Source organism: Methylocapsa polymorpha (assembly GCF_045689225.1).
In the GTDB taxonomy this organism is placed as follows: Bacteria; Pseudomonadota; Alphaproteobacteria; order Rhizobiales; family Beijerinckiaceae; genus Methylocapsa; species Methylocapsa polymorpha.
Window position 1 is genome coordinate 205732 of the sequence record NZ_CP136862.1, and the last position, 26357, is coordinate 232088.

General features: G+C 60.3%; 27 protein-coding genes. 5 read left to right on the plus strand and 22 right to left on the minus strand.

Annotated features, from left to right (window positions below; genetic code table 11):
- Positions 1-93: 93 nt before the first annotated feature.
- The 3 genes from RZS28_RS01070 (at position 94) to RZS28_RS01080 (ending at position 3237) form a co-directional block, all read left to right on the plus strand.
- Positions 94-1371: a flavin monoamine oxidase family protein gene (locus RZS28_RS01070; RefSeq protein WP_407339380.1), complete on the plus strand. Its 1278-nt coding sequence runs from the start codon at positions 94-96 to the stop codon at positions 1369-1371.
- 109 nt (positions 1372-1480) lie between these two features.
- Positions 1481-2752, plus strand: a complete 1272-nt coding sequence (locus RZS28_RS01075; RefSeq protein ID WP_407339381.1) for a GNAT family N-acetyltransferase — start codon at positions 1481-1483, stop codon at positions 2750-2752.
- A 53-nt stretch (positions 2753-2805) separates the two neighbouring features.
- A complete protein-coding gene (locus tag RZS28_RS01080; protein WP_407339382.1) occupies positions 2806-3237 on the plus strand; it encodes an HIT family protein in 432 nt (143 codons plus the stop codon).
- A gap of 134 nt (positions 3238-3371) precedes the next feature.
- Here the strand turns inward: RZS28_RS01080 and clpA are convergent, their stop codons facing one another.
- From clpA to RZS28_RS01100, 4 genes are all read right to left on the minus strand, one after another.
- A complete protein-coding gene (gene clpA, locus RZS28_RS01085) occupies positions 3372-5864 on the minus strand; it encodes an ATP-dependent Clp protease ATP-binding subunit ClpA (RefSeq protein ID WP_407339383.1) in 2493 nt (830 codons plus the stop codon).
- A gap of 13 nt (positions 5865-5877) precedes the next feature.
- Entirely contained in the window at positions 5878-6231 is a 354-nt protein-coding gene (gene clpS, locus RZS28_RS01090; RefSeq protein WP_407339384.1) for an ATP-dependent Clp protease adapter ClpS, read from the minus strand.
- A gap of 477 nt (positions 6232-6708) precedes the next feature.
- Positions 6709-7218, minus strand: coding sequence for a phasin family protein (locus tag RZS28_RS01095; protein ID WP_407339385.1), 510 nt, complete (start codon positions 7216-7218; stop codon positions 6709-6711).
- A gap of 267 nt (positions 7219-7485) precedes the next feature.
- Positions 7486-7827 carry a phasin family protein gene (locus RZS28_RS01100; RefSeq protein WP_407339386.1) on the minus strand — a complete coding sequence of 114 codons (342 nt, stop codon included), beginning with the start codon at positions 7825-7827 and terminating at the stop codon, positions 7486-7488.
- Between the two features lie 251 nt (positions 7828-8078).
- Here RZS28_RS01100 and RZS28_RS01105 point away from each other — a divergent pair, with 251 nt between their 5' ends.
- Positions 8079-9779: a serine hydrolase gene (locus tag RZS28_RS01105; RefSeq protein ID WP_407339387.1), complete on the plus strand. Its 1701-nt coding sequence runs from the start codon at positions 8079-8081 to the stop codon at positions 9777-9779.
- 74 nt (positions 9780-9853) lie between these two features.
- Here the strand turns inward: RZS28_RS01105 and RZS28_RS01110 are convergent, their stop codons facing one another.
- The 14 genes from RZS28_RS01110 to RZS28_RS01175 all read right to left on the minus strand — a co-directional run bounded on the left by RZS28_RS01110 (position 9854) and on the right by RZS28_RS01175 (position 21513).
- Positions 9854-10573, minus strand: coding sequence for a DnaJ domain-containing protein (locus RZS28_RS01110; protein ID WP_407339388.1), 720 nt, complete (start codon positions 10571-10573; stop codon positions 9854-9856).
- A gap of 10 nt (positions 10574-10583) precedes the next feature.
- Entirely contained in the window at positions 10584-11291 is a 708-nt protein-coding gene (locus tag RZS28_RS01115) for a VWA domain-containing protein (RefSeq protein ID WP_407341009.1), read from the minus strand.
- A 226-nt stretch (positions 11292-11517) separates the two neighbouring features.
- A complete protein-coding gene (locus RZS28_RS01120; protein WP_407339389.1) occupies positions 11518-12171 on the minus strand; it encodes a glutathione S-transferase family protein in 654 nt (217 codons plus the stop codon).
- A 53-nt stretch (positions 12172-12224) separates the two neighbouring features.
- Positions 12225-13022, minus strand: a complete 798-nt coding sequence (locus RZS28_RS01125; RefSeq protein ID WP_407339390.1) for a YdcF family protein — start codon at positions 13020-13022, stop codon at positions 12225-12227.
- A 43-nt stretch (positions 13023-13065) separates the two neighbouring features.
- Positions 13066-13290 (minus strand): DNA gyrase inhibitor YacG, encoded by a 225-nt coding sequence (yacG, locus tag RZS28_RS01130; RefSeq protein ID WP_407339391.1) that lies wholly within the window; start codon positions 13288-13290, stop codon positions 13066-13068.
- A gap of 35 nt (positions 13291-13325) precedes the next feature.
- Complete coding sequence (locus RZS28_RS01135) at positions 13326-13964, minus strand: Maf-like protein (RefSeq protein ID WP_407339392.1); 639 nt, start codon at positions 13962-13964, stop codon at positions 13326-13328.
- Between the two features lie 28 nt (positions 13965-13992).
- Positions 13993-14211 (minus strand): translation initiation factor IF-1, encoded by a 219-nt coding sequence (infA, locus tag RZS28_RS01140; protein WP_012384664.1) that lies wholly within the window; start codon positions 14209-14211, stop codon positions 13993-13995.
- 416 nt (positions 14212-14627) lie between these two features.
- Positions 14628-15539 carry a CDP-alcohol phosphatidyltransferase family protein gene (locus RZS28_RS01145; RefSeq protein ID WP_407339393.1) on the minus strand — a complete coding sequence of 304 codons (912 nt, stop codon included), beginning with the start codon at positions 15537-15539 and terminating at the stop codon, positions 14628-14630.
- 72 nt (positions 15540-15611) lie between these two features.
- Positions 15612-16154, minus strand: a complete 543-nt coding sequence (locus RZS28_RS01150) for a hypothetical protein (protein WP_407339394.1) — start codon at positions 16152-16154, stop codon at positions 15612-15614.
- Positions 16155-16353: 199 nt separating this feature from the next.
- The gene (locus RZS28_RS01155) at positions 16354-17697 is read right to left on the minus strand and encodes a hypothetical protein (protein WP_407339395.1); all 1344 of its coding nucleotides are present in this window, start codon (positions 17695-17697) and stop codon (positions 16354-16356) included.
- A gap of 373 nt (positions 17698-18070) precedes the next feature.
- Positions 18071-19474, minus strand: coding sequence for a ribosome biogenesis GTPase Der (der, locus tag RZS28_RS01160; protein WP_407339396.1), 1404 nt, complete (start codon positions 19472-19474; stop codon positions 18071-18073).
- Positions 19474-20205 (minus strand): tetratricopeptide repeat protein, encoded by a 732-nt coding sequence (locus tag RZS28_RS01165; RefSeq protein WP_407339397.1) that lies wholly within the window; start codon positions 20203-20205, stop codon positions 19474-19476. The genes der and RZS28_RS01165 overlap by 1 nt, the downstream gene beginning before the upstream one ends.
- 144 nt (positions 20206-20349) lie before the next feature.
- Positions 20350-20925: a carboxymuconolactone decarboxylase family protein gene (locus RZS28_RS01170; RefSeq protein WP_407339398.1), complete on the minus strand. Its 576-nt coding sequence runs from the start codon at positions 20923-20925 to the stop codon at positions 20350-20352.
- A gap of 12 nt (positions 20926-20937) precedes the next feature.
- Complete coding sequence (locus RZS28_RS01175; protein WP_407339399.1) at positions 20938-21513, minus strand: hypothetical protein; 576 nt, start codon at positions 21511-21513, stop codon at positions 20938-20940.
- 198 nt (positions 21514-21711) lie between these two features.
- On the opposite strand from RZS28_RS01175, the gene RZS28_RS01180 reads away from it, so the two are divergent.
- A complete protein-coding gene (locus RZS28_RS01180) occupies positions 21712-22527 on the plus strand; it encodes a DUF72 domain-containing protein (protein WP_407339400.1) in 816 nt (271 codons plus the stop codon).
- 353 nt (positions 22528-22880) lie between these two features.
- Here the strand turns inward: RZS28_RS01180 and RZS28_RS01185 are convergent, their stop codons facing one another.
- The 4 genes from RZS28_RS01185 to RZS28_RS01200 all read right to left on the minus strand — a co-directional run bounded on the left by RZS28_RS01185 (position 22881) and on the right by RZS28_RS01200 (position 26337).
- Positions 22881-23615 (minus strand): TonB family protein, encoded by a 735-nt coding sequence (locus tag RZS28_RS01185; RefSeq protein WP_407339401.1) that lies wholly within the window; start codon positions 23613-23615, stop codon positions 22881-22883.
- A 76-nt stretch (positions 23616-23691) separates the two neighbouring features.
- Entirely contained in the window at positions 23692-24078 is a 387-nt protein-coding gene (locus RZS28_RS01190) for an ExbD/TolR family protein (protein ID WP_407339402.1), read from the minus strand.
- Positions 24071-24511 (minus strand): TonB-system energizer ExbB, encoded by a 441-nt coding sequence (exbB, locus tag RZS28_RS01195; protein WP_407339403.1) that lies wholly within the window; start codon positions 24509-24511, stop codon positions 24071-24073. Before exbB ends, RZS28_RS01190 begins: the two co-directional genes overlap by 8 nt.
- Before the next feature lie 146 nt (positions 24512-24657).
- A complete protein-coding gene (locus RZS28_RS01200) occupies positions 24658-26337 on the minus strand; it encodes a ShlB/FhaC/HecB family hemolysin secretion/activation protein (RefSeq protein ID WP_407339404.1) in 1680 nt (559 codons plus the stop codon).
- Positions 26338-26357: the final 20 nt, after the last annotated feature.

Consider the following 26357-nt stretch of genomic DNA (forward strand, 5'->3'; position numbering starts at 1 on the left):
TAAGTATTTGAAGGAAATGCGCCAGGCGCGCCGCGGCCCAATCGAGTCGAATGAGCTTAGGCAAATTCAGCAGACAGTGCAAAAGGAGGCCAGATGGCTTCGCCAGCTTTGGACGATCTCGAGGTCATTGTCATCGGCGCGGGCGCCGCCGGACTGGCCGCGGCCGCACGGCTGACGACGGCCGGCGTCTCGCTGACCGTTCTCGAAGCCAGAAATCGGATTGGCGGGCGCGCTTATACGTCCAATCATGCGGACTATCCGCTCGATCTCGGATGCGGCTGGCTGCATTCAGCTGACCGCAATCCATGGACTCGTCTGGCCGAGGCGACGGGATTCACCATAGACAAGACCACGCCCGCATGGGTCACACAGAGCATGAACCTCGGGTTCAGCAGCGAAGACCAGGCGTCTTTCCATAAGGCCTCGCAGCATTTCCACGCCCGTCTCGCGGCAGTCGATTTGAGCGGGGGCGATTTCGCGGCGGCAAAGCTGCTTGAACCGGGCTGCCGCTGGAACCCTCTGATCGACGCCGAAAGCAGCTTTATGAACGGCGCCGAGCTTGAGCGTGTTTCGGCCTGTGATCTGACTCGTTATGCCGATAGCGGCGTCAACTGGAGGGTGCGCGAAGGCTATGGCGCGGCGATTGCGGCGCATGGAGCCGGCTTGCCAATTGTCCTCGACTGCGCCGTCACGCTCATCGATCGCCAGGGCGCGCGCCTGCGCGTCGAAACATCGCGGGGACCATTGGCGGCGGACGCCATCATCCTCACCGCGCCGACATCGCTCATCGCCGCGCAAACGATCCGGTTTCGCCCGGACTTGCCCAACAAGGTCAACGCGGCCTCAAGCCTGCCGCTCGGCCTCGCGGACAAGCTCGTCATGACGATCGATGCGCCCGAAATGCTCCCCGTCGACGGCCATCTTTTCGGCGATCCGAACCGAACCGCAACCGGAAGCTATCATTTGCGCCCCTTCGGCCGGCCGCTCATCGAAGGCTATTTTGGCGGGCGTCTTGCGCATGAGCTGGAGGCCGAGGGTCAAGGCGCCTTTTTCGAATTCGCCGCAACCGAACTAGCGGGCCTGCTCGGCGGCGGAATTCGGGCGCGTCTGCGGCCCCTCTCCGAGACGGGCTGGGGGCGCGATCCCTATGCGCGCGGATCTTATTCCTATGCGCTCCCCGGCCATGCCGATGCGCGCGCCGCGCTGGCGGCGCCGGTGGAGGACAGATTGTTTTTCGCGGGCGAAGCCTGCTCGCTCCATGATTTCACCACCGCCCATGGCGCATATTTGAGCGGCCTTGAGGCAGCCGAAAAGGCGATCGAGCAATTCCGGCGCAAGCGTCGCGGCGCGCAAGCGACTCGCGCGCCGTGAATGCGAAGATGTTCCTCTGTGCGCGAACCCGGCTGAGGCCATGGCGTCTTTATTGCACATGCGAAGAGGGTTAAGCTGGACGCCTGCTCCAGCTCGGGATTTCGCCGCCATGCCTTCGCGCTATACGGCTCATGTCGTTCAATCGATGAACGAGATCGACGCCGCCGAATGGGACGCCTGCGCCAATCCGGGGGTCCCTGAGCATGAGCTAAATCCGCCGGCGCCAAATCGGCTGGCGGATGCGGCCGAAGACCGTTGCGTCGAAGATGCGGCGGCGCGCGAACTGGAACAATCAAAACATGAAGTCGAAAGGTTCAACCCTTTCATAACTCACGCTTTCTTGAAGGCTCTCGAAACCTCGAAATCAGTCGCCCCGCGCCACGGATGGACCTCCACGCACATTGTCGTCAAGGATGACGGCGGACATATCGCGGCGGCGGCGCCGGCCTATTTGAAGATGCATTCCATGGGCGAATTTGTTTTCGACTATGGCTGGGCCGACGCCTATCAACGCGCCGGAGTAAAATATTATCCCAAGCTTCAGGTCGCCGTGCCTTTCACGCCGGCGACCGGCCGTCGGCTGCTGGTCGCCCCTGGCCATGGCGAGGCGGCGCGGCGGACGCTGATCGCCGGGCTTCGGAGCTGGCGCGAAAAGATCGAAGCCTCGTCGATTCACATCACCTTTCCTACGCGCTCGGAATGGCAGGCGCTCGGCGCGTCCGGATTCCTGCAGCGCACGGGGCAGCAATTTCACTTCATCAATAAGGGCTACGCGGATTTCGAGGCGTTCCTCGCCGATCTCGCATCGCGCAAGCGCAAGATGATCCGCCGCGAGCGTAAGGAAGCGCTGGCGCCGGGCATCGAGATCGAGCTCCTGACCGGCTCCGCCATCAAGGAGAGCCACTGGGACAGCTTCTTTCTATTTTACCAGGATACCGGCGCCCGCAAATGGGGCGCGCCTTATCTGACGCGGGAGTTTTTCTCGAGCGTAGGCGCGACCATGGCGGAACATATTCTGCTGGTCATGGCCAAGCGCAATGGCCGCTATATCGCGGGCGCAATCAATTTCATCGGCAAGGACGCGCTCTATGGACGCAATTGGGGCGCGATCGAGGAACATCCATTCCTTCATTTCGAGGTCTGCTATTATCAGGCGATCGAGTTCGCGATCGGACGCGGCCTCGCCCGGGTCGAGGCGGGCGCACAGGGGGAGCACAAGCTCGCCCGCGGCTATGGCCCGGTCCCGACCTATTCGGCGCATGACATAGCCGACAAGCGCTTCGCCCTCGCCATCGATGAATATCTCCAGAGGGAGCGCGTCCATATCGACGCGGCCATGGAGGAATATGGCGAACTTACGCCGTTCAGGAAGGGACCTTGACCGCTGTCGCCGTTCTCGTCAAATCGATGCGGCCGATTTGAGGGAGCGCGACCATGCCGGAGCCTTATGATGATGCGAATGTCTTCGCGAAGATCCTGCGCGGCGAATTGCCCTGCCACAAGGTCTATGAGGACGAGGCGGCCCTGGCTTTGATGGACATCATGCCGCGCGCGGACGGCCATGTCCTTCTGATTCCCAAGGCCCGCGCGCGCAATATATTCGACGTCGACGTCGCTGCCCTCGCCGCGCTGATGGGGCCCTTGCAGAAGATCTCCCGGGCGGTCAGGACCGCGCTCGCCGCAGATGGCGTCACGATCCAGCAATTCAACGAGCCGGCCGGCGGCCAGATCGTCTTCCATCTCCATTTTCATATTCTGCCGCGCTGGGCCGATGTCGGATTGCGGCCGCACACTGGCGAAATGGAAAAGCCGGAGGTTCTTGAGGGATTTCGCAGAAGGATCGTGGCGGCGCTCGAATCGGGCTGACCAATCCGCAATCCGCCCGTTCGCGCCAAGCGCAGAAACAAAAGGGTCGCGGCGCTGTCGCCGCGACCCTTTCGCATTCCACCCCAAGGCTCAGACCCGAAAGCCTTGGCGCCCCTCTGAACTATGTCGCCCCCTCAGTGCTTCAGGTCGGGCTCTTCGCCGCCGCCGACCGTCTCAGCCTCATCATCGTCAGGGCCTGAAGACTCGCCGAGGCCACCTTCATCGCCTTTGGAGCGTCGCGCTTTGGCGCGGCGCACTTCGGGTTCCGCGCGGACGCGTTTCTTGCCCGCCTCGACGATATCGCGCTCCGGCCGCGGCAGAATCGGACCTTCGGGATAGACGAAACCCAATTTCTTGACGCCATCTTCCTCGGCCGTGACAACAACCCGCACGGTTCCGCCGTTTTTCAAGCGGCCGAACAGGACTTCGTCCGCAAGCGGAGTCTTGATGGTCTGCTGAATGACCCGGGCCATTGGCCGCGCGCCCATCTGCTCGTCATATCCATGCTCGACGAGCCAGTTGCGCGCCTCGTCGGTGAGCTCGATCGTGACATTGCGGTCAGCGAGCTGCGCCTCGAGCTGCATGATGAATTTATCGACGACCTTGCTGATGACTTCCGACGGCAGATGACCGAAGGTCACGACCGCGTCGAGCCGGTTGCGGAATTCGGGCGCGAACATCCGATTGATCGCCTCCACATCCTCGCCTATGCGCTTCGAACGCGTGAAGCCATAGGCGGCGCGCTGCATATCGGCCGCGCCGGCGTTTGTCGTCATGATCAAGATCACATTACGGAAATCCACCTGCTTGCCGCTGTGGTCGGTGAGCTTGCCGTGATCCATCACCTGCAACAGGATGTTGTAGAGGTCCGGATGGGCCTTCTCGATCTCGTCGAGGAGCAGGACGCAATGGGGATGCTGATCGATCGCATCGGTCAAAAGTCCGCCCTGGTCGAAACCGACATAGCCGGGAGGCGCGCCGATGAGTCGCGAAACCGTATGGCGCTCCATATATTCGGACATGTCGAAGCGGACCAATTCGACGCCTAGGCTCACGGCGAGCTGGCGCGCGACCTCGGTCTTGCCGACGCCGGTCGGACCGGAGAAGAGATAGCTGCCGATCGGCTTCTCGCCGTCGCGCAATCCGGCGCGCGCCAGCTTGATCGCCGATGTCAAAGCCTCGATCGCTTTGTTCTGGCCATAGACCACGCGTTCGAGCGTTTCCGTCAGATGTTCGAGAACCTCGGCGTCGTCTTTCGAGACCGTCTTCGGAGGAATCCGCGCCATTGTCGCGATGGTCGCCTCGACCTCCTTGATGCCGATCGTCTTCTTTCGCTTGTTTTCCGGCAGCAGCATCTGGCTCGCGCCGGTCTCGTCGATCACGTCGATCGCTTTGTCCGGCAGCTTGCGGTCATGAATATAGCGCGCCGACAGCTCCACCGCCGCCTTCACCGCCTCATTCGTGTAGCGAATCTTATGGAATTCCTCGAAATAGGGCTTCAGCCCCTTCATGATCTCGATCGCGTCGGGGATCGAAGGCTCGTTCACGTCAATTTTTTGGAAGCGCCGGACCAGGGCGCGATCCTTCTCGAAATATTGCCGATATTCCTTATAAGTCGTCGAGCCGATGCAGCGTAGCGTGCCTTGCGCCAGCGCTGGCTTCAAAAGATTCGACGCGTCCATCGCGCCGCCGGACGTTGCGCCCGCGCCGATGACCGTGTGAATTTCGTCGATGAAAAGAATCGCCTTCTTATGATTTTCGATTTCCTTCATCACCTGCTTCAGGCGCTCTTCGAAATCGCCGCGGTAGCGGGTGCCGGCGAGCAGCGTCCCCATGTCGAGCGCGAAAACCGTCGCCTCGGCGAGGACTTCGGGCACTTCGCTCTTGACGATCTTGCGGGCGAGGCCTTCGGCGATCGCGGTCTTGCCGACGCCTGGATCGCCGACCAGCAAAGGATTGTTCTTGTGCCGGCGGCACAAGACCTGGATCGTGCGCTGAACCTCGGCCTCACGCCCGATCAAAGGATCGATGCGGCCATCGCGCGCCTTCTTGTTGAGGTTCACGCAATAGGCGTCGAGCGCGCCTTCCTTCTTCTTGGAATCGCCGCCCTCCTTGCCATCCTTGGCGTCGCGGGCCTCGGCTTCCTCCTCCGCGCCGCGCGGCGCCTTGGACGCATCCGAAAGGCCGGGCCGTTTGGCGATGCCATGGCTGATGTAATTGACCGCATCGTAGCGGGTCATGTCCTGCTCTTGCAGGAAATAGGCGGCATGGCTCTCGCGCTCGGCGAAAATCGCCACGAGCACATTAGCGCCGGTGACCTCCTCCCGGCCGGACGACTGGACATGGATCACCGCGCGCTGAATGACGCGCTGGAACCCCGCCGTCGGCTTGGCGTCTTCGCGGCCGTCGCTGACGAGATTGTCGAGCTCCTGGTCGATGTATTCGCGAAGGTTCTTCTTCAGAAGATCGAGATCGACCGAACAGGCGCGCAAGACGGCGGCCGAATCGCTGTCCTCGGTCAGGCTGAGGAGCAAATGTTCGAGCGTCGCGTATTCATGATGACGCTCGTTTGCGACGGCGAGAGCGCGGTGGAGCGATTGTTCGAGATTGCGGGAGAACGACGGCATTGGCTCCAACCTCTCATTTCTTTTCCATGATGCACTGCAACGGGTGCTGGTGCTTGCGGGCGTAATCCATAACTTGCGTGACCTTGGTCTCGGCGACCTCGTAAGTGAAGATCCCGCATTCGCCGACGCCATGCTGGTGAACATGAAGCATGATGCGCGTCGCCTCCTCGGGACCCTTGTTGAAATATTTCTTCAAGACCGAGACCACGAATTCCATCGGCGTATAGTCGTCGTTCAAAAGCAGCACGCGATACATGCTCGGACGGCGCGTCTGCGTTTTCGGCCGCGTAATGACCGCTGTGCCGGAACCTGGGCCGCCATCTCCGCCTCTCTGCGGGTCCTTGGCGGCTTGGATCGGCCGGGACATAGCCGCAACCGACTGAGCAAAACCAATGCCGCCGCGCGTCTCGGCGCAAACAGGCCGGCCAGCCCAGAAAACACTTCGCCGAAGAGGTCCGTCCGTCACCACCGAAGTCCTCGCCTTCCTAATTAGATATCTCGCCGCACGCATTTGGCCAGTGGCGGAAGCCAAGTGAACAACGCGCGCGGCTTCCCTGCAAGAGGGAATTGAATGGCGCGAGGAAATTGGCCAAGCGATCGCCGTATTTTGCTGTCATCCGCTCGAAACATGAGCCACGCATGATGCCGAGCAAAAATTACGCCGTTGGCGGACCCGCTGGAAGCTCTCCTTTGGCGCCGCGAAAATAGGCAGCGCTAAGGCGCGAAATTTTTCCAAAAAAAAGCCCGGCAAAAGCCGAGCCCTTCAGATCTCAATCGGTTTATGGAAGCCTTGCGGCCCTCGCGTCCGAGACCTCAGCGATAATATCGCAGGGTTTAGAGCCTACTATTCCTTCCAGCGGCGACCCTTGGCGATCGCCGCTTCGATCGGCTTGAACGCCTGATTGGCGAGATTGGAATAGAGTTCGCTCATTTTCATCGCATGCGAGACGAAGCCGGCATAGGACGTCTTGGCGAATTCAGACTGGATCTGAATGACGCCCTCAAACGACCTGACGCCGAAAAGCTTTTGAATGAGAGAAGAACTGCTCTCCAGCGCATTTTTTGAATAATTATTCGCTTCGGCGGCGATCGCCTGGACGCTATTGAGAAAGGAACAAGCTGGCGCGGTCGTCGTCTCGAATCGACCGTCGCCCAGCGGCTGAAGATCGCGACTCTCGCCAGTTGCGTCACCTTCCCTGGCCTCGGGCTTGGTCTCCTCCGCAGCCTCGGCCAAGACCCTCTCGCCGGTCGCTTCCTTGGCCTCGGGCTTGGTCTCCTCCGCAGCCTCGGTTGAGGCCTCTTCCCTGGTCTCTTCGGCGACCTCAGGGCCGCCATCTTCCTCGGTTTTAGCCATGAAATCCTCTCTGGTCGATGGAGCTCCAGCTTTCACAAACCCGGAGCTTGAATACCGAGCGCCTGGTTCGCCGGAGCGACGTCGCCTTCCAGCCAAAGCGCCAGAAGCAATAGTCCTTGCGGGAACTCCATCCAAAAAAGGCTCGGCGAAAGCCGAGCCTCTCAGATCGCAGTCCGTTCGAATTGCTATCCGAGATTTCCGCGGCCAAAATTCCGCGAAGTTCAATCGATGGCTCCGCGCAAGTTTTTATGCGCAGATCAATGCAGCCTATTCCTTGAAGCTTTGAACCTTGGCGATCGCGGATTCGACCGGCTTGAAAGCTTCCTTGGCGAGGTTGGAATAAAGTTCGCCGAATTTCGTGGCCTGGGCGACGAAGCCAGCGTAAGAGTTCTTGGCGTATTCCGACTGAATCTGAATAGCGCTCTCAAAGGACTTGGCGCCAAGCAGCTTCTCAAGGAAGGCGGAGCTGTTCTCTAAAGACTTTTTGGAATATTCGGTCGCTTCCGCAGCGATCGTCTGCCAGCTCTTCGCCAGGGAGGACGTCACCGTCGTCGCAGCTTCGAGTTGCTCTTTGCCAATTTTCTGGAAATCATCGAGTTGGTAGGCCATTTGATCTTCCTTCGTCGAGCATGCGCCGGTTCTCCCCTCGTTCGAGGCGGCTATACCGCAGGCGCGTTTACAGGCCTGCAATTTGTGTATAGTGCAGCGCACAATTCACGTCAAGTTGATCTTGCAGCGCAGCATAAGTTCGAATTGGGACGGTTTGCGGAAGCTCAAACCGTGCTCTTAACCCATCGGTAACCGAGCGCACTTAGCGTTGCCGAGAGGACCATCCATGTCGAAGACCAAGGATGCCAGACATGTTGAAGTTGGGCGCGACTGTTCGTCGCACAAAAATTGCCGTCGCCCTATATGGTTTCGCCATGGCTCTGACGGCGGGGGCAATCGTTTCGCCCGCTGAAGCCCGTCATCATTGGCCGCATCATCGCCACTCCTCTTCCTATCCGCATTTTTCCCATCACTCGCGCCATGCGCATTTTGGGCGGCGCATGCGCGCGACGACGAGCGTCGACGCGAGGAATTTCGCGGCGATCGTCGTCGACGCCAATTCCGGCCGCACGCTTTATGCGCGCAACGAGAACGATCTCCGGCATCCGGCGTCGATCACCAAGGTCATGACGCTTTATCTCTTGTTCGAGCAACTTGAGAGAGGAAATCTGAGGCTCGATAGCGATCTGAGCGTCTCCTCCCATGCGGCCCGACAGGCCCCGACCAAGCTCGGCATTCGTCCCGGCGGGACGATCCGCGTCGACGACGCGATCAAGGCGGTCGTGACCCGCTCGGCGAATGACATCGCCGTCGCGATCGCCGAAAGGATCGGCGGCGATGAAGACAGTTTCGCCGAGCTGATGACCCACAAGGCGCATGCGCTCGGAATGATCCGCACGCATTTCGCCAACGCCTCCGGTCTGCCGAATGACGAGCAAGTGACGACCGCGCATGATCTCGCAATTCTCGGACGCGCCATTCAGGAGCGCTTCCCGCGCCACTATCATTATTTCGCGACGCACGCCTTCTACTATGGCGGATCGACGATCATGAACCATAACCATCTCCTCGATCGGGTCGAAGGGATGGACGGCATCAAGACAGGCTACACCCGCGCCTCCGGCTTCAATCTTCTGGCCTCGGTGAGGCGCGACGGACATCATATCGTCGCCGCCGTTTTGGGCGGCGCCAGCGCCGCCTCGCGCGACCGCCTGATGGCCAATCTGATCGAAGATAATATTGAGGATGGCGCCACGGCCCGCACCGCCTCCGCAATCTCCGAGACAGCCTCGGGAGACTCCTTTGCTGAGGCTGTGGAGGCGCAAAGGCCGGCTCCCGCTCGTCAGGATTGGGAGAGGAGGGCCGCCGAGCTCAAGGCGGATCCGAATGCGGGCTCCAAGCCCGCCGCATCGACGGCCGCGCCCAAGCCGGCGGAGATAGATCCTGTGCGGGTCGCGTCCATCAGCGCCGACGTTCCCTTCGATAAACCGCGCCCGGCCTTCGTCTCGGGCGCGGCGAAACTTCAGCCGGCGGATGCGCGCACCGCATCCAACGAGACGGGTTCGAAAGGCGCAACGTTCGACGGCTCCACCGCACGTTCGGGCCATGCTTCGGCCGCCGCCGCAACCGCTACTCCCGCTGCGACGCGCGGCGGCGGGGCTCTGGCGCTTTCGAGGGACCATGGCTCGGACAAGACATTGACGGCGAAACTGGAGCCGCCCCGCGGCGACAGCGCGACGATCGCCGATTCCCATCGCCCCGCGTCCGCGCGCAGCGGCTGGATGATTCAGATCGGCGCCACCGACGACGTCAACAAGGCGACCGCACTTCTCGCCCGAGCCAAATCGGAAGCCAAGGCCCTGGTCTCGGCGCAGCCATTTACCGAAAAGGTGCAGAAAGGTTCCGAAACGCTTTACCGGGCTCGCTTCGCCGGGCTCCAGGCTGAAAGCGCGGAACTCGTTTGCAAGACCCTCAAGCGCTCAGGGTTTTCCTGTTTCGCGACCAAGAACTGAGAGCTGTGGCCGCAAGCGCGGCTTGACCCTTAATCCGCCGTTTCAATCATTGCTCGAATAAGGCCCCTGGACCTCTACTGATGACGCCGCATCAGGACATCTTTCGCTTCGTTGACGCGCGCCGCCAGGTCCGTCGTCCCCCCGTGATCTGGATGCAGCTTTTTCATCAGCGAACGGTGCGAGCGAACGACTTCCTCGCGCGAAGCGCCTTTCTGAAGTCCCAAAACTTCATACGCTTCATCCTTGGACATGGCGCCGGCGCGGCGCGGCCCATCGGCGGCCCCAGAGTCGCGCCTTTGCTGGTCTGTCGGACGCCAACCGGAAAACCTGCGGTCGAGATAAGCCTCCAGAAGCCGGGCTCCCTCGGGATCGTCTCTGCAGCAGAGGCAATAGAGGGCTTCGCATTGCGGCCGCGTCAGCGAGTCTAGCAACTTGCCCTCGTCCGGACCCGCGAGGATGGTCCCGCGCATTTTGCCGGTCTCATGATCGAGCTCCATCTCGATCATCGCTGATCTGACGCATGAAACCCGGCCGACCCCCGCGCCGCCAGCTGATTTGAACAGCCGGAATGGCGAGCCATAGCCGACTTTCAGCAGCCAGGCCGCAAGCCCGCCAAGCCCGATCGCCATGTCGATGCGTCCACGCAACAAAAGGATCGCGGCGACGCCGAGAGCCGCCCAGCCGCCGGCGCGCCGCATGAAGCGCGCAAGCTCGGCCGGATTGGCCTGAGTGAAAGCCTTGAGCGCATAAAGCCCAAGCCAGAACACCAGAAACCCGGCAAGAAGATAAAGCATCCGACGCCACTCAACGCAATTGCGCTAAAAGAAGGTTCGCCGCCGCCGCGCCCCGCGCGCGCGCTTCGAATTCGAGGGCGCGCCGCCCGCCGGCGGCATAGGCCGCAACCGCCGATAGAAGCGCCACGAGCCGCTCCGGCGCGGACGAGTCAAATGTTGCATAGGCTCCCCCGGTCAGCAAGGCGATCTGCCGGAAAGCCTGTTCGGCGATCGCGTCGCGCCCCTCCTGGAACAGGAAAGCCTTAACGCCCAAAAGACCAAGTTCACCGGCGACCGACGCCAAAACGTCGAGCTGCTCCTCCATGGCATCGCCGACGAAAACAAGCGCGCGAATAGGAGTTTTCCGCGCCTCGTCGCGGACATGGCGCAAGACCTTTTCGATCTGCGTCTGGCCTGCGCCGACCGAGATCTTCGTCATGAGCCCGGCGAGGCCCTGCCCGCCGGACATAAAAGGCGAGGCTTTGCACTCGCCAAACCCGCGATAATAGACGAGCTGAACCTCGAGCCCGCCATGCGCGGCGGCGGTTGCGAACATCTTGGTCTGAACCGTCTGCGCCAAGTCCCAGGTGGATTGCCGGCTCATCGTCGCATCCAGCGCGAAAACCAGCCTTCCCCGCCCGCTCGCGGCCGGCGCGGGCAGTTTCGCCGCGGCGTCGAGAAACTGATCAATGTCCGATTTCGCGCTGGACTTTGGCGTAATCGCCACGCCCTTGCCCATTAAGCGATTCACTAGGCGCCTCGCGCGGTTAGAACTCATGAATCGTTTATAATTCGCCCTTGTAAGTCGCAACGGCAAGCATTTTGAGCGTCGGAACGCGATTTTTTGGATGTTGCAATGCAGCTAACGGCAAGCCCACGTTTCGCGAGCTCGGAACGAGTTGCCGCAGAAGAACTCCAGGCGCGCCGTCCGACGAATTACGAGATCCGACATTGACCAACGGACGCTATGAGATCTCGTATTTTTCGATTCTCCAGGCCTCAGCGGCGGCTTCCGCGGCCCAAGCCCGCCAGGCGGGCAGCGCCATCACCGCGTCCATATAGGCGCGCGTCTGCGGCGTGACCGACACGTCGTAAACATGCAGGCGATTGACCACGGGCGCGAACATAGCGTCTGCGGCGGAGAATTCGCCGAAAAGGAAGGCGCCGCTTTCGCCAAATCTTTTGCGCGCCTGCGAAAAGGCCTGTTCGAGCCGGGAGACATCCGCCTCGGCCTCTGCTGTCAACTCGCGTTTCGCGACCGGCCTGCGCATGTTCATCGGCAAAAGCCCTCGCAAGGCCATGAACCCCGAATGCATCTCGGCGGCGAGCGAGCGCGCCTCGGCCCGCGCCGCTTGCGGCCTCGGCCAGATCGGCGTCTGCGAGAGCCGTTCGGCGAGATATTCGATGATCGCCAGCGAATCCCACACAAGGATGTCGCCGTCGCGCAAGACCGGGCATCTGCCGCTCGGCGAATAGCGCAAGATGTCCTCGTGAGTCGTCGCCTGCGCCAGCGGCACGACGATTTCGTCGAAAGCGACGTCGAAATGCCGCATGAGGATCCAAGGCCGAAACGACCAGGAGGAATAGGCTTTATTGGCGATGACGAGGGTAAAAGTCATGGCGAGCGATCAACCTGAAAGAGCCGGGGAAGCGAATTTCTGAAAGCAGGCGCTCACTGCGATGGCGCGGGAAACAGCGCGTCGGTCTTGCCCGCCAAACGGTAGGCGAAAAGCCCGATCCATTCGCGAACGCCGAAATCGAACATGAAGGCGCGCTCCAAGACTGGCGAATTCATCAGCCAATCGCGCGCGTCGCCGAATGTGCGATAGTCGACGGGATAGGGCGTCACCTCAAAACCCAAGCGTCGGAAAATTCCAACCGAACGCGGCATGTGCCAGGCCGACGTCACGAGAAGCCAGGTCTCGCCGGGCTTCGGCTGGATCAGATCACGCGTGAATACCGCGTTTTCCCAGGTATTGCGGGACTTCGCTTCAAAGCTCATCTGTTCGGGGGGCACGCCGAGCGCCAGCCAGAGCGTCCGCACGCCGATTGCTTCCGCCTGCTCCTCTCTCAGGCTGCCCGACCCGCCCGTGAACACCAGCCGCGCTTTGGGATAGCGCCGGGCCAATTCCACTGCAGTCGTCAACCTTGCGGCGGCGTCCGTGAGAATGATCTGGTCGCGCGCCTCCGTCTTTGCGGGGGAGATTGATCCGCCTAGGACAATGATTCCGGTCGGAGGCGGACTATCGGCGGCAGGAAGCGGAAACCGATCCTCCAGCGGCCGGAGCAGCGCCGCGCCGAGAGGCGTCAGCAAGCCTATCGCGAGGAGGACCATGGCGCCGGCGGTGAGCGCGCGGCCTGCGCGCGCAAAACGCGTGAACCCGAGAAGAACGCCCAAGACGCCCAGCACGACGAGCAAGGAGAGCGGTTCGGCGACAAGCCAAAAGATCTTGGAGACAACAAAAAACATGATTTCGCGTCACCGGGCCATGCTGCTCAACTGCCGCATCGACTCAATCCTCGCTTGCGCCCTCGGGACCGGCGTCCGGCTCGTCCTCGGGCGCGACAGGGATGGCGTAGACGCCGCCGAGCCAACGATGGAGGTCTATATCGGCGCAACGCTTGGAGCAGAACGGGCGCATGGCGAAGACGGAAGGCTTGCCGCAGATCGGACAAGGCCGCGCCGACGCCTCGGCGGAGCGTTCGGGGTCATGATCTTCGCGCTTGTCGGAATGCATCGACCTGTCCGGAGGTTCAAGCTAAAGCCGCTTCGTCAAACGCGGTTAAGCCAGAAAAGATGCGCTGGATATCCCTCGCCGGCGAGCAGGGACACCGTCTCGTAAAGCGGCAGGCCGACGACCGAAGAATAAGATCCGACAAGCTTCAAGGCGAATGAGCCGGCGAGCCCTTGGATCGCATAGCCGCCCGCCTTGCCGCGCCATTCGCCCGATCCGAGATAGGCTTCGATCTCGCTCGACGACAAACGCTTGAAGCGCAGCCGCGTCTCGACAAGCTTGCGCCGCTCATGCCCCTTTGGCGTGATCAGGCAAACCCCGGTATGGACCCGATGCGACCGCCCGGACAAGAGGCGCAAGCATTGCGCCGCCTCCGCCACTACTTCGCATCTGGGCAAGATGCGGCGGCCGACGCTCACGACTGTGTCCGCGCCGATAATATAGCCCTTGGCGAGCTCCGGCGTCACCGCCGCGACCTTGGCCGCGGCCCTCGCCTTTTCCTGCGCTAGACGCGCCGCGAGGCTGCGCGGCAATTCGTTCTTGCCCGGCGTCTCGTCGAGATCAGTTGGCAGCAAAGCGTCGGGTTCGATCCCGACCTGCTGCAGCAGCTCGAGCCGTCGCGGCGACGCCGAAGCCAGCACAAGCCTTGGCCGCCAAGCTTTTTCTTCAGCGGTCACGGCGATCGTCCCTCATGAAATTTCAAGTTCACTTGAACCGATAGGTGATGCGACCTTTGGTCAGGTCATAAGGGGTCATTTCCACAAGCACTTTGTCGCCGGTCAGAACGCGGATGCGATTCTTGCGCATTTTCCCTGCCGTGTGGGCGATGATCTCATGTTCATTCTCGAGCTTGACCCGAAAGGTCGCGTTCGGGAGCAATTCGACGACGACCCCTGGAAATTCAAGCAATTCTTCTTTCGACATTTCTTTCCTTGTACCTAAATCCGTCATCTCTTTTCCGTGGCCGGGCCCTGCCGCAGGCGGCGCGTTGCACGCGCAAAGCGGCATGGGGCCTAGCGAATTCCGGCCCGCCGACCGATGATCAACCATCACAATTTCGCGAGATCCCGCAAGAGGCAACAAGACTCCGGCGCAGGCGATTTGCGCGGACCCTAATCGAGAACCGAGCATTTGTGAACTGGCGCTGGGTTTTGCCGCGGCCGGAACGGTTTTCGCCGCGCCGGCTCTCGGCCGAGATGGCTTCTGTCTAATGGCGGGACAGCAAGGACGTCGCCGCTGGCGTCCCTCTGGCAGGCGCGTCCCAATGAACTGCTTCCGCCCTTGAAGGCTCCGCCTTTACATAATCTTAACCGAAAAATCCGCAACCCTTCCCGCACACGCTAATGCGGCTGCGCCAGGGGCGGGAGGGCGGCCGCGCTCCGGGCGGCGTCGGCGGCTTCATAGGCTCTGAACTTCCGTATGGCGAGCGGAATGGTCGCAAAATAGATCAGGGTCAGGCCGACGAGCATTTCCATCGGAAAGGTCGCAAGCAGCAGAATGCAGGCGACAATGGCGAAAAGAACGGGAATCACATATTCGCGCGGCACCCGGCCCATCTTCTTGCCGGACAGATGCGGGATCCGGCTCGCCATCAGGAAGGCGACGAACAGCACATAGACGATCTCGAAAGGGACGAGATCCCGAATATTCGGAACCGCGAGAATGGAGAGATTGAGGTAGAGCGGCAAAAGGCTGACGATCGCGCCGGCCGGCGCCGGCATCCCGGTGAAGAAACGCGCCTGCCAGGCGGGGCGGCTCGGATCGTCAAGCATGACGTTGAACCGGGCCAGACGAAGAGCCGCGGCAATTGCGAAAACAAGCGCGGCGAACCAGCCGAGACTTTTGATCTCGTGCAGGCTCCAGAAATACAGAATGAGCGCCGGCGCAACGCCGAAATCGACGAAATCGGCAAGCGAATCGAGCTCGGCGCCGAATCTCGACGTGCCGCGCAAGGCGCGCGCGATGCGTCCATCCAATCCGTCCAGGATCGCGGCGACGATCACGGCGATGACGGCTATCTCGAACTGGCCATCCACTGCGAAGCGGATCGCCGTGAGGCCCATGCAAAGGGCCAGCAGCGTGACCAGATTAGGCAGGATGATGCGAACCGGCACCGGCCGGAACCTCCGCCGGCGCGGCGGCTCCGTCTCGAAAGCGTCAAAGTCGCTCTCTTCCCCTAGCGGCCTCGCAGCCTCAAGGCTGCGTTCAAATTGCGGGTCGGAAGAGCTATTGTTCAGAGGCGCGCCAGTCATGCTTTCAGCATAGGCGCGCCGCAGGGCGGCCACAAGCGCGCCGGTCGGCTGCAACGTAATTCGGAAGCAAGCTCAGCCGAATTTAGAGGTCAGCCAAGCTCCGACGCGCAGCCGCGCTTGTCTGATGACGTCGGCGGCCCAACGCTTGGTCTTGACGGCGAAAGCCCACACCTCCGTCGATCTCGCCCATGCGATGAGACGATCGCGAAAGTCGAACAGCCAATCCAGGATCTTGGCGAACCACGCGATCGTTCTGAGCTTCTCCTTGCCGGCGTTATAGATCCTCTCCACGACGACGAGGCCGATGAGATAGGTCAGCGCCAGCGTGATCAGCCCGATGAGCGGATGTCCCGAGCCGATCAAATAGACGGCGTAGATTTTGGCCGGTTCGATGACGGCGTGGGGAACCAGGAAAAACACGAGAATGGCGTAAGGCGGCAGACGCCGGACGAAATCCTGGAGGCTGAGGATAAGGCGAAGCTGCGCCGTCCAGCGAAGAACGGGGCGGAAAATCGGCGTTATAATTCCGTCGAGGACGACGTAGACAATGACGACCGCTTCCGCCACACGCAAAAGCGCGCGGCGCAATCCTGCAAATTGATGTTGTGCGGGCAATGCGGTTGGTCCTTCTACGGGCCGCGCCCTGCGGCCGCCGGCGGCGCCATCATCGCATCACGGCCCGGACGAGTTCAAGCGCGGGGCCGAGCCGGCGGTGTCTCGGTTTGCATTTCTGCGTTGCTCGAGGAGGGGATCTGCGCGGTGGAAGAAGGAACAGCGCAGCAGGAACGGAAATTACTCGGAACCGTGTCGGACGTCAGTCGGAGGCCGGGAACCTAGTCTCGACAATTGCCACTTCGGAGGCTACCTCACCGGCATCCCCTGCCGCATTTTCCAATGCTTCAATAATTTCTGAAGCCGCCGCGTCGTCGTACCGAAGCCGTAACAAAGGCTTCATTATAGCGGGGCTGTGCTTGAAAATCCATGACTCAACGGCAGCAGTTGTGAGTTCATAGTTTTCTAGAAGAAAACTTCTGATGCTCTCGGACGTGTTGCTAAGCTCATTGACTACCTTATCTAGATCCTCTTTATGCCTTTCTCGGATGCTAGTCAGAATAACAAACGCAAAAAGTACTAAAACAAGTATACTAGACAAATGTTCTGCATATCTCAACATCTGGGCTAGATTTGTGGCACCAACAAGAGGGGAGATGCCCGATGGTAATATTGTACTAAAGCTTAACCCAAAAAAACTAGAGAAACTAGGGTTAATAATACCGACGAAACTACCAGGATAAGTTCTCTCCAAGCCATAATACTCAAGAGCGAAAACGACTGTAGCGAGTAGAAACGTATTAATAAGTGAAGAAATAAAATAAATATCTAGTTTTCGGCTTTTGCTAACGCGTCTGAGGCCGTTGGCAATGTACAGAAGACAGCCGGAAGTCACGTACATTGCAATAAGGTTTTGCGTAACTTTCTGTTGGTATTCCTTGGACTCGAGGTCAAGTTCCTTGGGCCGGCGATATGCATCGTTTTTTATTCGAGCGGATATATGCTGAATTAGGCTGATCCAGGTAGCAAAAACTGTGTCAGGCGAGAAAGCGACATTGAAGCGTCGGACGAAGTGAAGGACAAGATAGAACCCGAGATAGAACATTGCTCCAATTACAATCAGGTTAGAGTCGTTCCAAAGAACTTTGGAGTTGTTCCAGAGAATTATTGCCCCGCAGGCTAGTGCAGCCGTAAACAGGGCAAATCTCCACTTAAAAGCTATAACGGTCGAATAAATGGCTGGAGCAAAAGCAACCAAGAGAGCCCAGTTTCTGACACCCATTATAGGTAAATGCCAGAGAAGGACGACAAAGGGATAAAGTCCAATATAGCCAAAAAATAGTACGAAACGCCTAGCCCCAAGAACAAGTAAAAAGGCGCTGATTAGCCCTAGTATAATCAAGAAGCGAAACGTGTATATCCACTCTGGTAGTTGGATGTAGGAGACGGTCCAAGGGCGTAGATCAACAATAAACCAATGTATGAAGAGGCCGAGCCAAAGTACGATGCTTATAGTTTCGCGGAGCCACCGAACTGCCGCGGGCAGTTTGAGCCACTGCCACGGAGGAGGGGCCACCGTTTTTGCGGTCGTGTTCGGATCGGGCACCGGAGCCTCATGGCTAAATAAATCTACTTTAATCGATATCCATTGAATGATAGCCTAAAAATTGAGTTCCCCACCGTCTATAGATTTTGGCTATGCGAGTTCCTAGGCATAGAGACTTCCGCCCTCCAAGTCATTGACATCAGCGTCGCGGGCGCATGAAGCTGGAGACGTACGGCTTTTGCCGCAAACGAACGACATGACAGCTACGCCCATTTGATTGCGCCTTTTCCCTTTGTGATCCAACGCTCAGCCTCAGCGACATGAATGTGGACGAGCTGTCGCCGAATTTCTGCACCGCAAACCTTCGACGTCCCCATGTTTCATGAGCGGAAACTCAAAGTTGAGTCTCTGACGCTGAAGCGGCCGAGCATCCCTACCTCTGCCGCGTCGCCCTGTCTTTGTAAGGATTGTCGGTCGTCTTCTTCGATATGCGGATCGGAACGCCGGGCAGATCGAAGGCCTTGCGCAGGCCGTTGACGAGAAAGCGTTCGTAGCTTGCGGGCAGAGCGTCGAGCTGATTTCCGAACAGGATGAAATAGGGCGGCCGCGCGCGCAATTGCGTCATGTAGCGGATTTTTATGCGCCGCCCGGAGACTGCCGGGGGCGGGCTCTGTTCGAGCGCGCCCGCGAGCCAGCGATTGAGCTTGGCCGTCGCTATTCTCTTGTTCCAGACGACATGCGCCCGAAAAACCGCCTCCATCAATTTGTCGATCCCATCGCCGGTCTCGCCGGACAGCGGTACGACAGGCGCCCCTTTGACCTGCGGCAAAAGCCTTTCCGCCGCCTCGCGCAGCTCCGAGAGCTTCGAGCCCCGCGCCTCGATCAGGTCCCATTTGTTGAGCCCGATCACAAGCGCCCTGCCCTCGCGCTCGACGAGATCGGCGAGGGTCAGATCCTGTTTCTCGAAAGGAATCGTCGCATCGAGGAGAAGCACCACCACTTCGGCGAATTTCGCCGCGCGCAAGGCGTCCGCGTTCGCGAGCTTTTCAAGCTTGTCCTCGACCTTCGCCCGCCGCCGCAAGCCGGCGGTGTCGAACATTTTGACTTTGCGGCCGCGCCATTCGAGATCGATGCCGATCGTATCGCGGGTAAGCCCTGGTTCGGGCCCGGTCAGCAGGCGATCCTGCCCGAGGATGCGATTGAGCAAGGTCGATTTGCCAGCATTGGGACGGCCGAGAATCGCGATCCGCAGAGGCTTCGTAATATCGAGCTCGGAGCCGTCTTCGTCCTCGCCGAACTGCGGCCGCGCCTCGCCCTCCCCGGCCTCGGCAGGCGCTTCGGTCGCCTCGGGAAGCGCCTCGCGCAGGGCTGCATAGAGCTCGGCGAAGCCATCCCCATGTTCGGCCGAAAGCGGCACGGGATCGCCCAGCCCTAGATCATAACCTTCGATCGCGCCCGCGCCGCCGACGCGGCCTTCGGCCTTGTTGGCGATGAGGATCAGCGGCTTATTCGCGCGGCGAACGAGATTGGCGAAGAAACGATCGTCCGGCGTGAGGCCGACGCGCGAATCGAAGATGAAGAAGATCGCATCGGCGAGTTCGATCGCCATCTCGGTTTGGGCCCGCATCCGGCCCGGCAAGGAGGCGCTGTCGCCCTCCTCAAGGCCCGCGGTGTCGATGATCTTGAAGGTCAGGTCGCCGAGGTTCGCAAGGCCCTCGCGCCTGTCGCGGGTGACGCCCGGAGTATCGTCGACGAGAGCGAGCTTCTTGCCGACCAGCCGATTGAACAAGGTCGACTTGCCGACGTTTGGGCGACCGATGATCGCGACTGTGAACATCAATTTTTCGGCGCTTCTCCAGGAGGCGCTTCCGCCGGCGATTTCACAGCGGGCGCCTTTCCTGGCGTCGGTGTTTCAGGCGACGGATTTCCGGCCTGCACGAGGCCGAGGAAAGCCTCGGCGCGCTGGCGCAGGGCGGGCGAGGCCTGCGGATCGGACACGATGGCGTCGAACCAGCGCCCCGCCGCCTCGAAATCATTTCGCCGCAGAGCGGTGAGCCCCTGCAGCTCATGGATCGTGTTGTGATAGGGGAAGGACTGCGCCCCGAGCAGGCTTAATCTTTGCTCGACCGCTTTCGGATCGCCCAGGTCGACGCTCAATATAGCCGCACGCAGCCGGGCGAAATCACGAAAATATTCGTTATAGGCAGGATCCGACGCCAGCGCGTCATAGGCCTTGATCGCGGCCTCGGGATCGCGAATTGCGATTTCATCCGCCGCGCGCAAGCGCGCCAGGCTGGCGTAGCCCTTGGGCGCCGTCTTGGCGATCTCATCGAAAGCCGACTCCGCTTCAGCCGACTTGCCTTCGCTCGACAGTTGGAGGGCGGCTTCATATTTCGCGCCGGCCGCCTCGGCGGCCTCGGTGCGGGCATGCACATAGTAGCGCCAAGCCCCCGTCCCGGCGACGATGAGAACAGACAGGGCGATGAACCAATATTGATATTTGGTCAAGAACCTAATCGCGCGGTCGCGGCGGTAGTCCTCATCGACTTCGCGGAAAAAATCGGCCATTTGGGTCTCGTGAAAGCAGAAAAGGGTCGCGCAAAGGGCATCGCACGAAGCGCTTGCCGATGGAAGCCCTCTTGCCGATAGAAGCCTTGGCGAAGGCCGCCGGCCGCGCGCCGCTGAACCGGACCCTGCTTTCTTAAGGAGCCTTTAGCCCGCGCTTCCATCCTCCGGCACAGGCACGTCAAAACCGTTGAGGGTTACGGAGACGAGGCAATAAAGCCCGACGAGATAGCAAAGCTCCGCCGCGCCATGCGCGCCAAAGGCCTCGGCCGCGGCCCGATAGGTCAGCTCCGGCAGCACGCCGCCGCTCGTAAGCGCAGCGGCGACGTCATAGGCGACGGTTTCCTGGCGGGTGAGATCGGCCGGCCGTTGGCCGGCGACGATTGCCGAGAGCTTGGCGTCCCCCAATCCATCATGTTCGGCGACCGCGACATGGGCGTAGATTTCATATCCCGCCCGGAAATGCGCTCCCGTCACGAGAATCGCGACCTGGCGGGCCGAATCCGGCAGGCTCGACTGCGTAGAAAGCGCCTTGACCAGATCCCAAATCGGCTTGCCGATTCGAGGCTCATGCAGCCAGGGGTTCCAGGGCCCCATGAGAGCGCCGTCCTGGCCCATGGCGATGAAGCCAGGAAAGCTCTTGCCGATCCCCTCGCGCATGTCGTCGTAGAGAGGACGCTGTTCAGGAGACAGTTCGCTCGGCGGAATCAAGGGAAGGCGCATGTCAGCGTCGACCTACTGAACAACGCGATATCTTGGGGCGTTATTGCCTTCGCTGGTGCCCCCGGTCGAGGCGCCAAGCGTGTTCAGATCCTTCAGCCCGCCGGTGCCCGCTCCAATGGCGCTGCCGTTGACCCCGCCGGTGTTTATGCCCCAGGTGAAACCGTCGTTGATCCCGCCGGTCTGAGCGCTCAGTCCGGCGGCGGAGCCGAAAATGCCGCCCGTGGTCGAGCGGAGGCCAAGGGTCGTGCCGCTCACTCCAGCGCCTGTCGCAGTGTCTCTGACCCCGCCAACCGCGTTGCCCATGCCGAGGCCGAGACCGCCCGTTCCCGCGCCGATGTGAGCGACGCCCGAGATCATTGCAGGCGAGCGCGCGGGGGAAGCTATCGTCGCGGACGTGCTGCCCGCCCCGGCTCCCGCGGTCCCCAAACTCGTGCCAGGAAAGCCGCCGCCCCGGGTAATGACGGGAGTCGCCGTCCCCGACGCCGCCGCCGCCGCGGGCCCCGCCCCAGGCGCTTGCGCAAAGGCCAAACCTGGGAGGCCCATAAGAATGGCTGCGGCGATGGCGATAAAAAGTATCGACTTGCGCATTGCTTGCTCCCGAAGTCTCGTCTTGAAACCCTGTCCGCCTCGCGTCGGCTCAATCCTATTTTCTAGCCAGAATTCTTATATTTTTTAAGTTTATCATAGGAGGCCGCGTTTTTCCTATCCCGAATAATGCGCCACAGGTTGGCGGAAGTTGCGCATTAGACGTCATGACGTGGAGCGCTGAGCACAAAGGGGCAAAAATTGCAGAAAGACGCGCCATCGAAAATTCGAATCGGCATCGGCGGCTGGACATACGCGCCTTGGCGTGGCGCCTTCTATCCCGAAGGTCTCGCGCAAAAGCGCGAGCTTGAATATGCAAGCAGAAAACTCACGTCGATCGAAATCAACGGCACCTATTATGGTTCGCAAAAGCCGGAGAGCTTCGCTAAATGGCATGATGAAACGCCAGACGGCTTTGTCTTTAGTCTCAAAGGCCCGCGCTTCACCACCAATCGCCGCGTCCTCGCAGAGGCAGGCGAGTCCATCGAACGCTTTTTCAAGAGCGGCGTCCTGGAATTGAAGGACAAGCTCGGCCCGATCAATTGGCAGTTCGCGACGACCAAGCGGTTCGATCCCGACGATTTCGAGGCCTTCCTCAAACTGCTGCCAAAATCCGTGGATGGCAGACCCATCCGCCACGCCGTCGAGGTCCGCCACGACAGCTTTCGGACGCCAAACTTCGTCGCGCTCGCGCGGGAATATGGCGTCGGCGTCGTTATCGCCGCAGACTCCAAATATCCGCAGATCGCCGACCTGACCGCGCGGTTCGTCTATGCTCGCATCATGGGAGCGACCGAGGCCGAAGCGCTCGGATACGCCGACGACGCGCTCGACCTGTGGGCGGCGCGCGCAAGGATGTGGCGCGAAGGCGGTCTTGCGCAGGGATTGGAGACGGCGGCGGCGCCGCAGCCGCAGCCGCAGCCCGACGTTCAGGAGCGCGACGTTTTCCTCTTTGTCATCAGCGGCTTCAAGCAGCGCAATCCGGCCGCAGCGATGGCGCTGATCGAACGCATTTGACCATGCCGTCGCGGACCCGCGTCAGCCTTTTCGCGCCGCCGGCGGCGAGGCGCGCTCGATTCAATTGCTGATCGGGCTCGTCCAGGCTTGCGAGGCGCGCCCGGCGCAGGCTGATTCCAGGCAACCCACCGAGGCCGACATCGACCTGTTGCGCGATGGTCTTGCCGCCTTTAATTACGAGCATGACCACTGGATGTTTGTCCTATGCCCTCAATGGTAAACTCCCCCCAGGTCCTTGTCTCATCATCATTGGCGCGGACAAGCGGCTATGATGAGCCAGAAATCCTACCTTCTTCAACCCGCCAAATTTGTCTCATCGGCGCTGACGTTGAACGCTTTGCAACAAGAACCTCTTAATGTTTGCGGCCGAAAGCGACCGCGATAGCGACCGTCATCTCCTTCGGCGGAGGCGCGAAGGGAATGCTCGAGCGAACTGTTTGCAGGGCGCTCGCGTCGAGCTCCGGTTGACCGCTGCTTTCGACAACTTTCAAGGACGTGGCCGAGATCTGCCCATTCGAAAGGATTCTGAAGGATACCTTCGCGGTCCCCTGCAACCGATCGCGCCGACCCTCGTCCGGATAGACAAGATGGGCCTGAACTCTTTTCGTCAACAGCTTCACATATTCCTTGAGGCGACTAATCTCTTCTTGGCTGAGCTTAATCGTCTGCGCTTTCTCACTTTCCGCGCCACCTTTGACATTCTCCGAGCCGACCGCCGTTGAGGGCGTCTCTTTCTTGGGGGCGGCCAATCGAGGCGTCGGGGCCTCCTCAGGCTGAGGCTGCGCCGTTGGCGACTCGGCGCCTTCGACTCCGGACGGCATCGGCTGTGTTTCGGAAGCGGGCGGCTGTGCTGGAGCGCTCTCCGCAAGCTCGGGTTCGTCCTCTTGCGCCTGCCCCTTCGTTTCTTGGAGAATCCTTTCCTCGCTTTGCGTATCCGCAACGACGCCCTGCAACTCGATCATGAGCGTCGGCGCCTCATCCGGCGCCTCGGACGGCAAGCGCAGGACTAAGGGCAGAGCCAGAGCCGAATGGAGCGCAGCCGATGCGGCTAAGCCGTGATAAATCGTGAACCTCAGTTTTTGCATCATCCTACCCTCTAGCGGCTGCGCTGAAGCCTCTCGCCGGCTAGCCGATCATCGCTTAACAGCGAGCTTGGCTCGGCCTCTACCTGGAGACGTTTTGCGTTTGCACGGAAACTTTCGTGAAATTCAGCCGCTTTAGGATGTCCGCGACGTCGATGAATTGTTGGAACGCAAGATTACGATCTGCGCGAATCAGGAAAGACGTGCGGTCGGGGATGAGCGCGCCAAGCCGATTATGGAATTCATCCAGCGACAGGAGTTCGCCCTCGAAATAGATTTTTCCGTCTGTAGCAAGCTCGATGGTCTTGTCCTGTTTCTTTTCGACCTGCGGGCCGGAAGCCTGAGGGAGCGTTATCGAAATGCGGCCAGTCGCGATAAAATTCGCGGTCGTCAACACCATAGTGAGCAGCACAAGCATGATGTCGACAAATGGGATGACGTTGAGCGTGTCGAAGGGTTGCTCATCCATGAATGATCTCCCATTTGAGGAGCAACACCTTGCTCTTGCGCAAAAGCGCGTTATAGGAGGCGACCGAGATAAGCGCCACCACGAGCCCGCCAGCTGTCGCTTTCAGAGCCAGGGCGAGCCCAACCATGATCTTGCTTACGTCCGCCGATGGATCAAGGCCCAAGTTGTAGAATGTCAACATGATCCCAAGGACGGTGCCGAGCAAGCCTATGTAGGGCGCGTTGGAGGCGACCGAGGCGACGATGACAAGCCGCTTTGTGAGCTCCAGCTCGAGCGCCTTCGCGCTTGCAAAATCGCTAGGCTCTACGGAGCGGTAGAAGAACAGACGCTCCAAGACTATGGCGACGACGACGATGTTGAGCACCGCCAAGAGCCCGACGACGCCAAAATCAACTACAGGCGAAAGCCATCCCATTTGTACTTCGTTTTGCATTGCAAATTGTCCTAAACCTCGATCGAGGCGCCCCCCGAGACCGACGCATCCACGCCGAGCATAAACGGACCCTTCTCAGGTTTTCTCCGTCATAAGCAAGGGCTTGAGACGGAAACCGAAGGCCGCGAAGGGGGATCGACCCCTGTTCAAAAAGTCATGCCCACCTGGAAAAGTCCCTTGGTCCACGTGTTGTAGGTCTGCGCGCCTATGTCAGCGCCGTAGGTGTGAGCGACCATCGCTTTCACGAGAAAATTACGGCCTGGCGAATATTCATAGGTCGCATAATAGCCGAGGCCTATGTCGTTCAGCTGGGTGTAGCTCTTCTGCTTCACCGTGTAGGAGCCGTTTTCGAGCCAAGCGGCGCCGACGTCCGTGAAAAGTCCAAGAGCGTGGCGATATCCATAAAAATCCGGCAAGGCGTATTTGAGCTCGGGAGTCACGAGATAACCGCTGTCCCCAGCCAGCCCTTCGTCGTAGGAGCGAACGCCCCAATAGCCGGTCAAGCTCAGCTGCTGGCTCGAATCGAGATTTCCGGACAGCGATTTCTGACCCCTGAAATATGTCGAAAAGGATAGTTTGTCGTTGAGCGCAATCACGGCGGTGAAAGCCAGATTGACCTTCGCATAATTTCCGGCCGTATCAACGCCGGCGAGATTTGAGGCGAGTTGGCTCGGATCCGGAAAATTCAAATAGCCCGCGGTGAAGGACAAGACCGTGCTAGTGGTCACCGGCATGCCGCCGATGACGCCGACCGTGTCGCGCGAGAGCGAAGCAGTCCCGAGATCAATCGTCCTATTCGCGAATGAGACGCCAAGAAGCTTGTCGTTGAGCATCATGTGGGCGTAGTAGCCGGACAGATAAATGCTGTCGTCCCGCTGCCGCCGCATCGCATAGGTCACGCTAGCGCTGAGAGCGTCGGCCGTCCCGGTTCCTTGCGTGTTCGCATAAATGCCGCCAAGGACATAGGTCGTCTGGAAGGCGGCGATTTCGGCGCGCACGCCATCATAGCCGAGCGGAAAGGAATAGGCCGCCCGCCCGTTCACCAGTTGGGTCGTGTCGGATACGATGCCGAACAGCGCCAGCCGATCGCCATAGCCGAGCGGAGAATTCACATTGATAGCGGCGCTCGCCCTGTCCCTCCCGGTCCACGGCGACCCGAAATTGTCGACGGCGACAAAGCCGTCGATCAAGCGCGCCTCCGGGACGTTGAAATTAAAATCCGACGTTTCCGGCCGTCGCCCCGAGCCTATTGCAACCCGAGGCATGGCCGCCCCAGGCAGGTCGGAGATCAAGAGCATGGCGCGTTCAAGCTCATCCTTGTGAATAAGAGGCATATCGCCAAGCGCGTGACTGATCACGTCTTGTAGATAATCGTCCTTCACAAGGGAGGCGTTCTTGACCGTAATGTCTCCATAAAGGCCAGGCACGAGCTTAATCCGCAACACGCCGCTTCGCGCGTCTTGAGCTGGCACATAGGCTTTGGCGACGAGATAGCCGCGGCTGCGGTAAATATTGGTGATTTTGGCGGCCGCCTCGTAGATCTCGGCAAGGGTCAACGCGCGGTTCTCATAAGGCGCCAACGCCTCGCGGGCCTCGGCCTCCGCGCCAAGGGGGGGTCCCTCAACGACAACGCTTCGCACGAAAACCGTTTCCTTGTCCTTGATGATCATCTGAGGCTCGACGACTTGCGGCAACACCGGCACGGCCGGTGGCGGCGTGATTGGAGGTCGACGAACCTCTTCAGACTCCCGCACGCCGCCGCCAAAATTGTAAGGAATCACTGGAGCGTCGCTCTGCGCCATAGCCAGGCTGGCTGACGCCAGCATGGCCTGGAGCGCTCCACAAC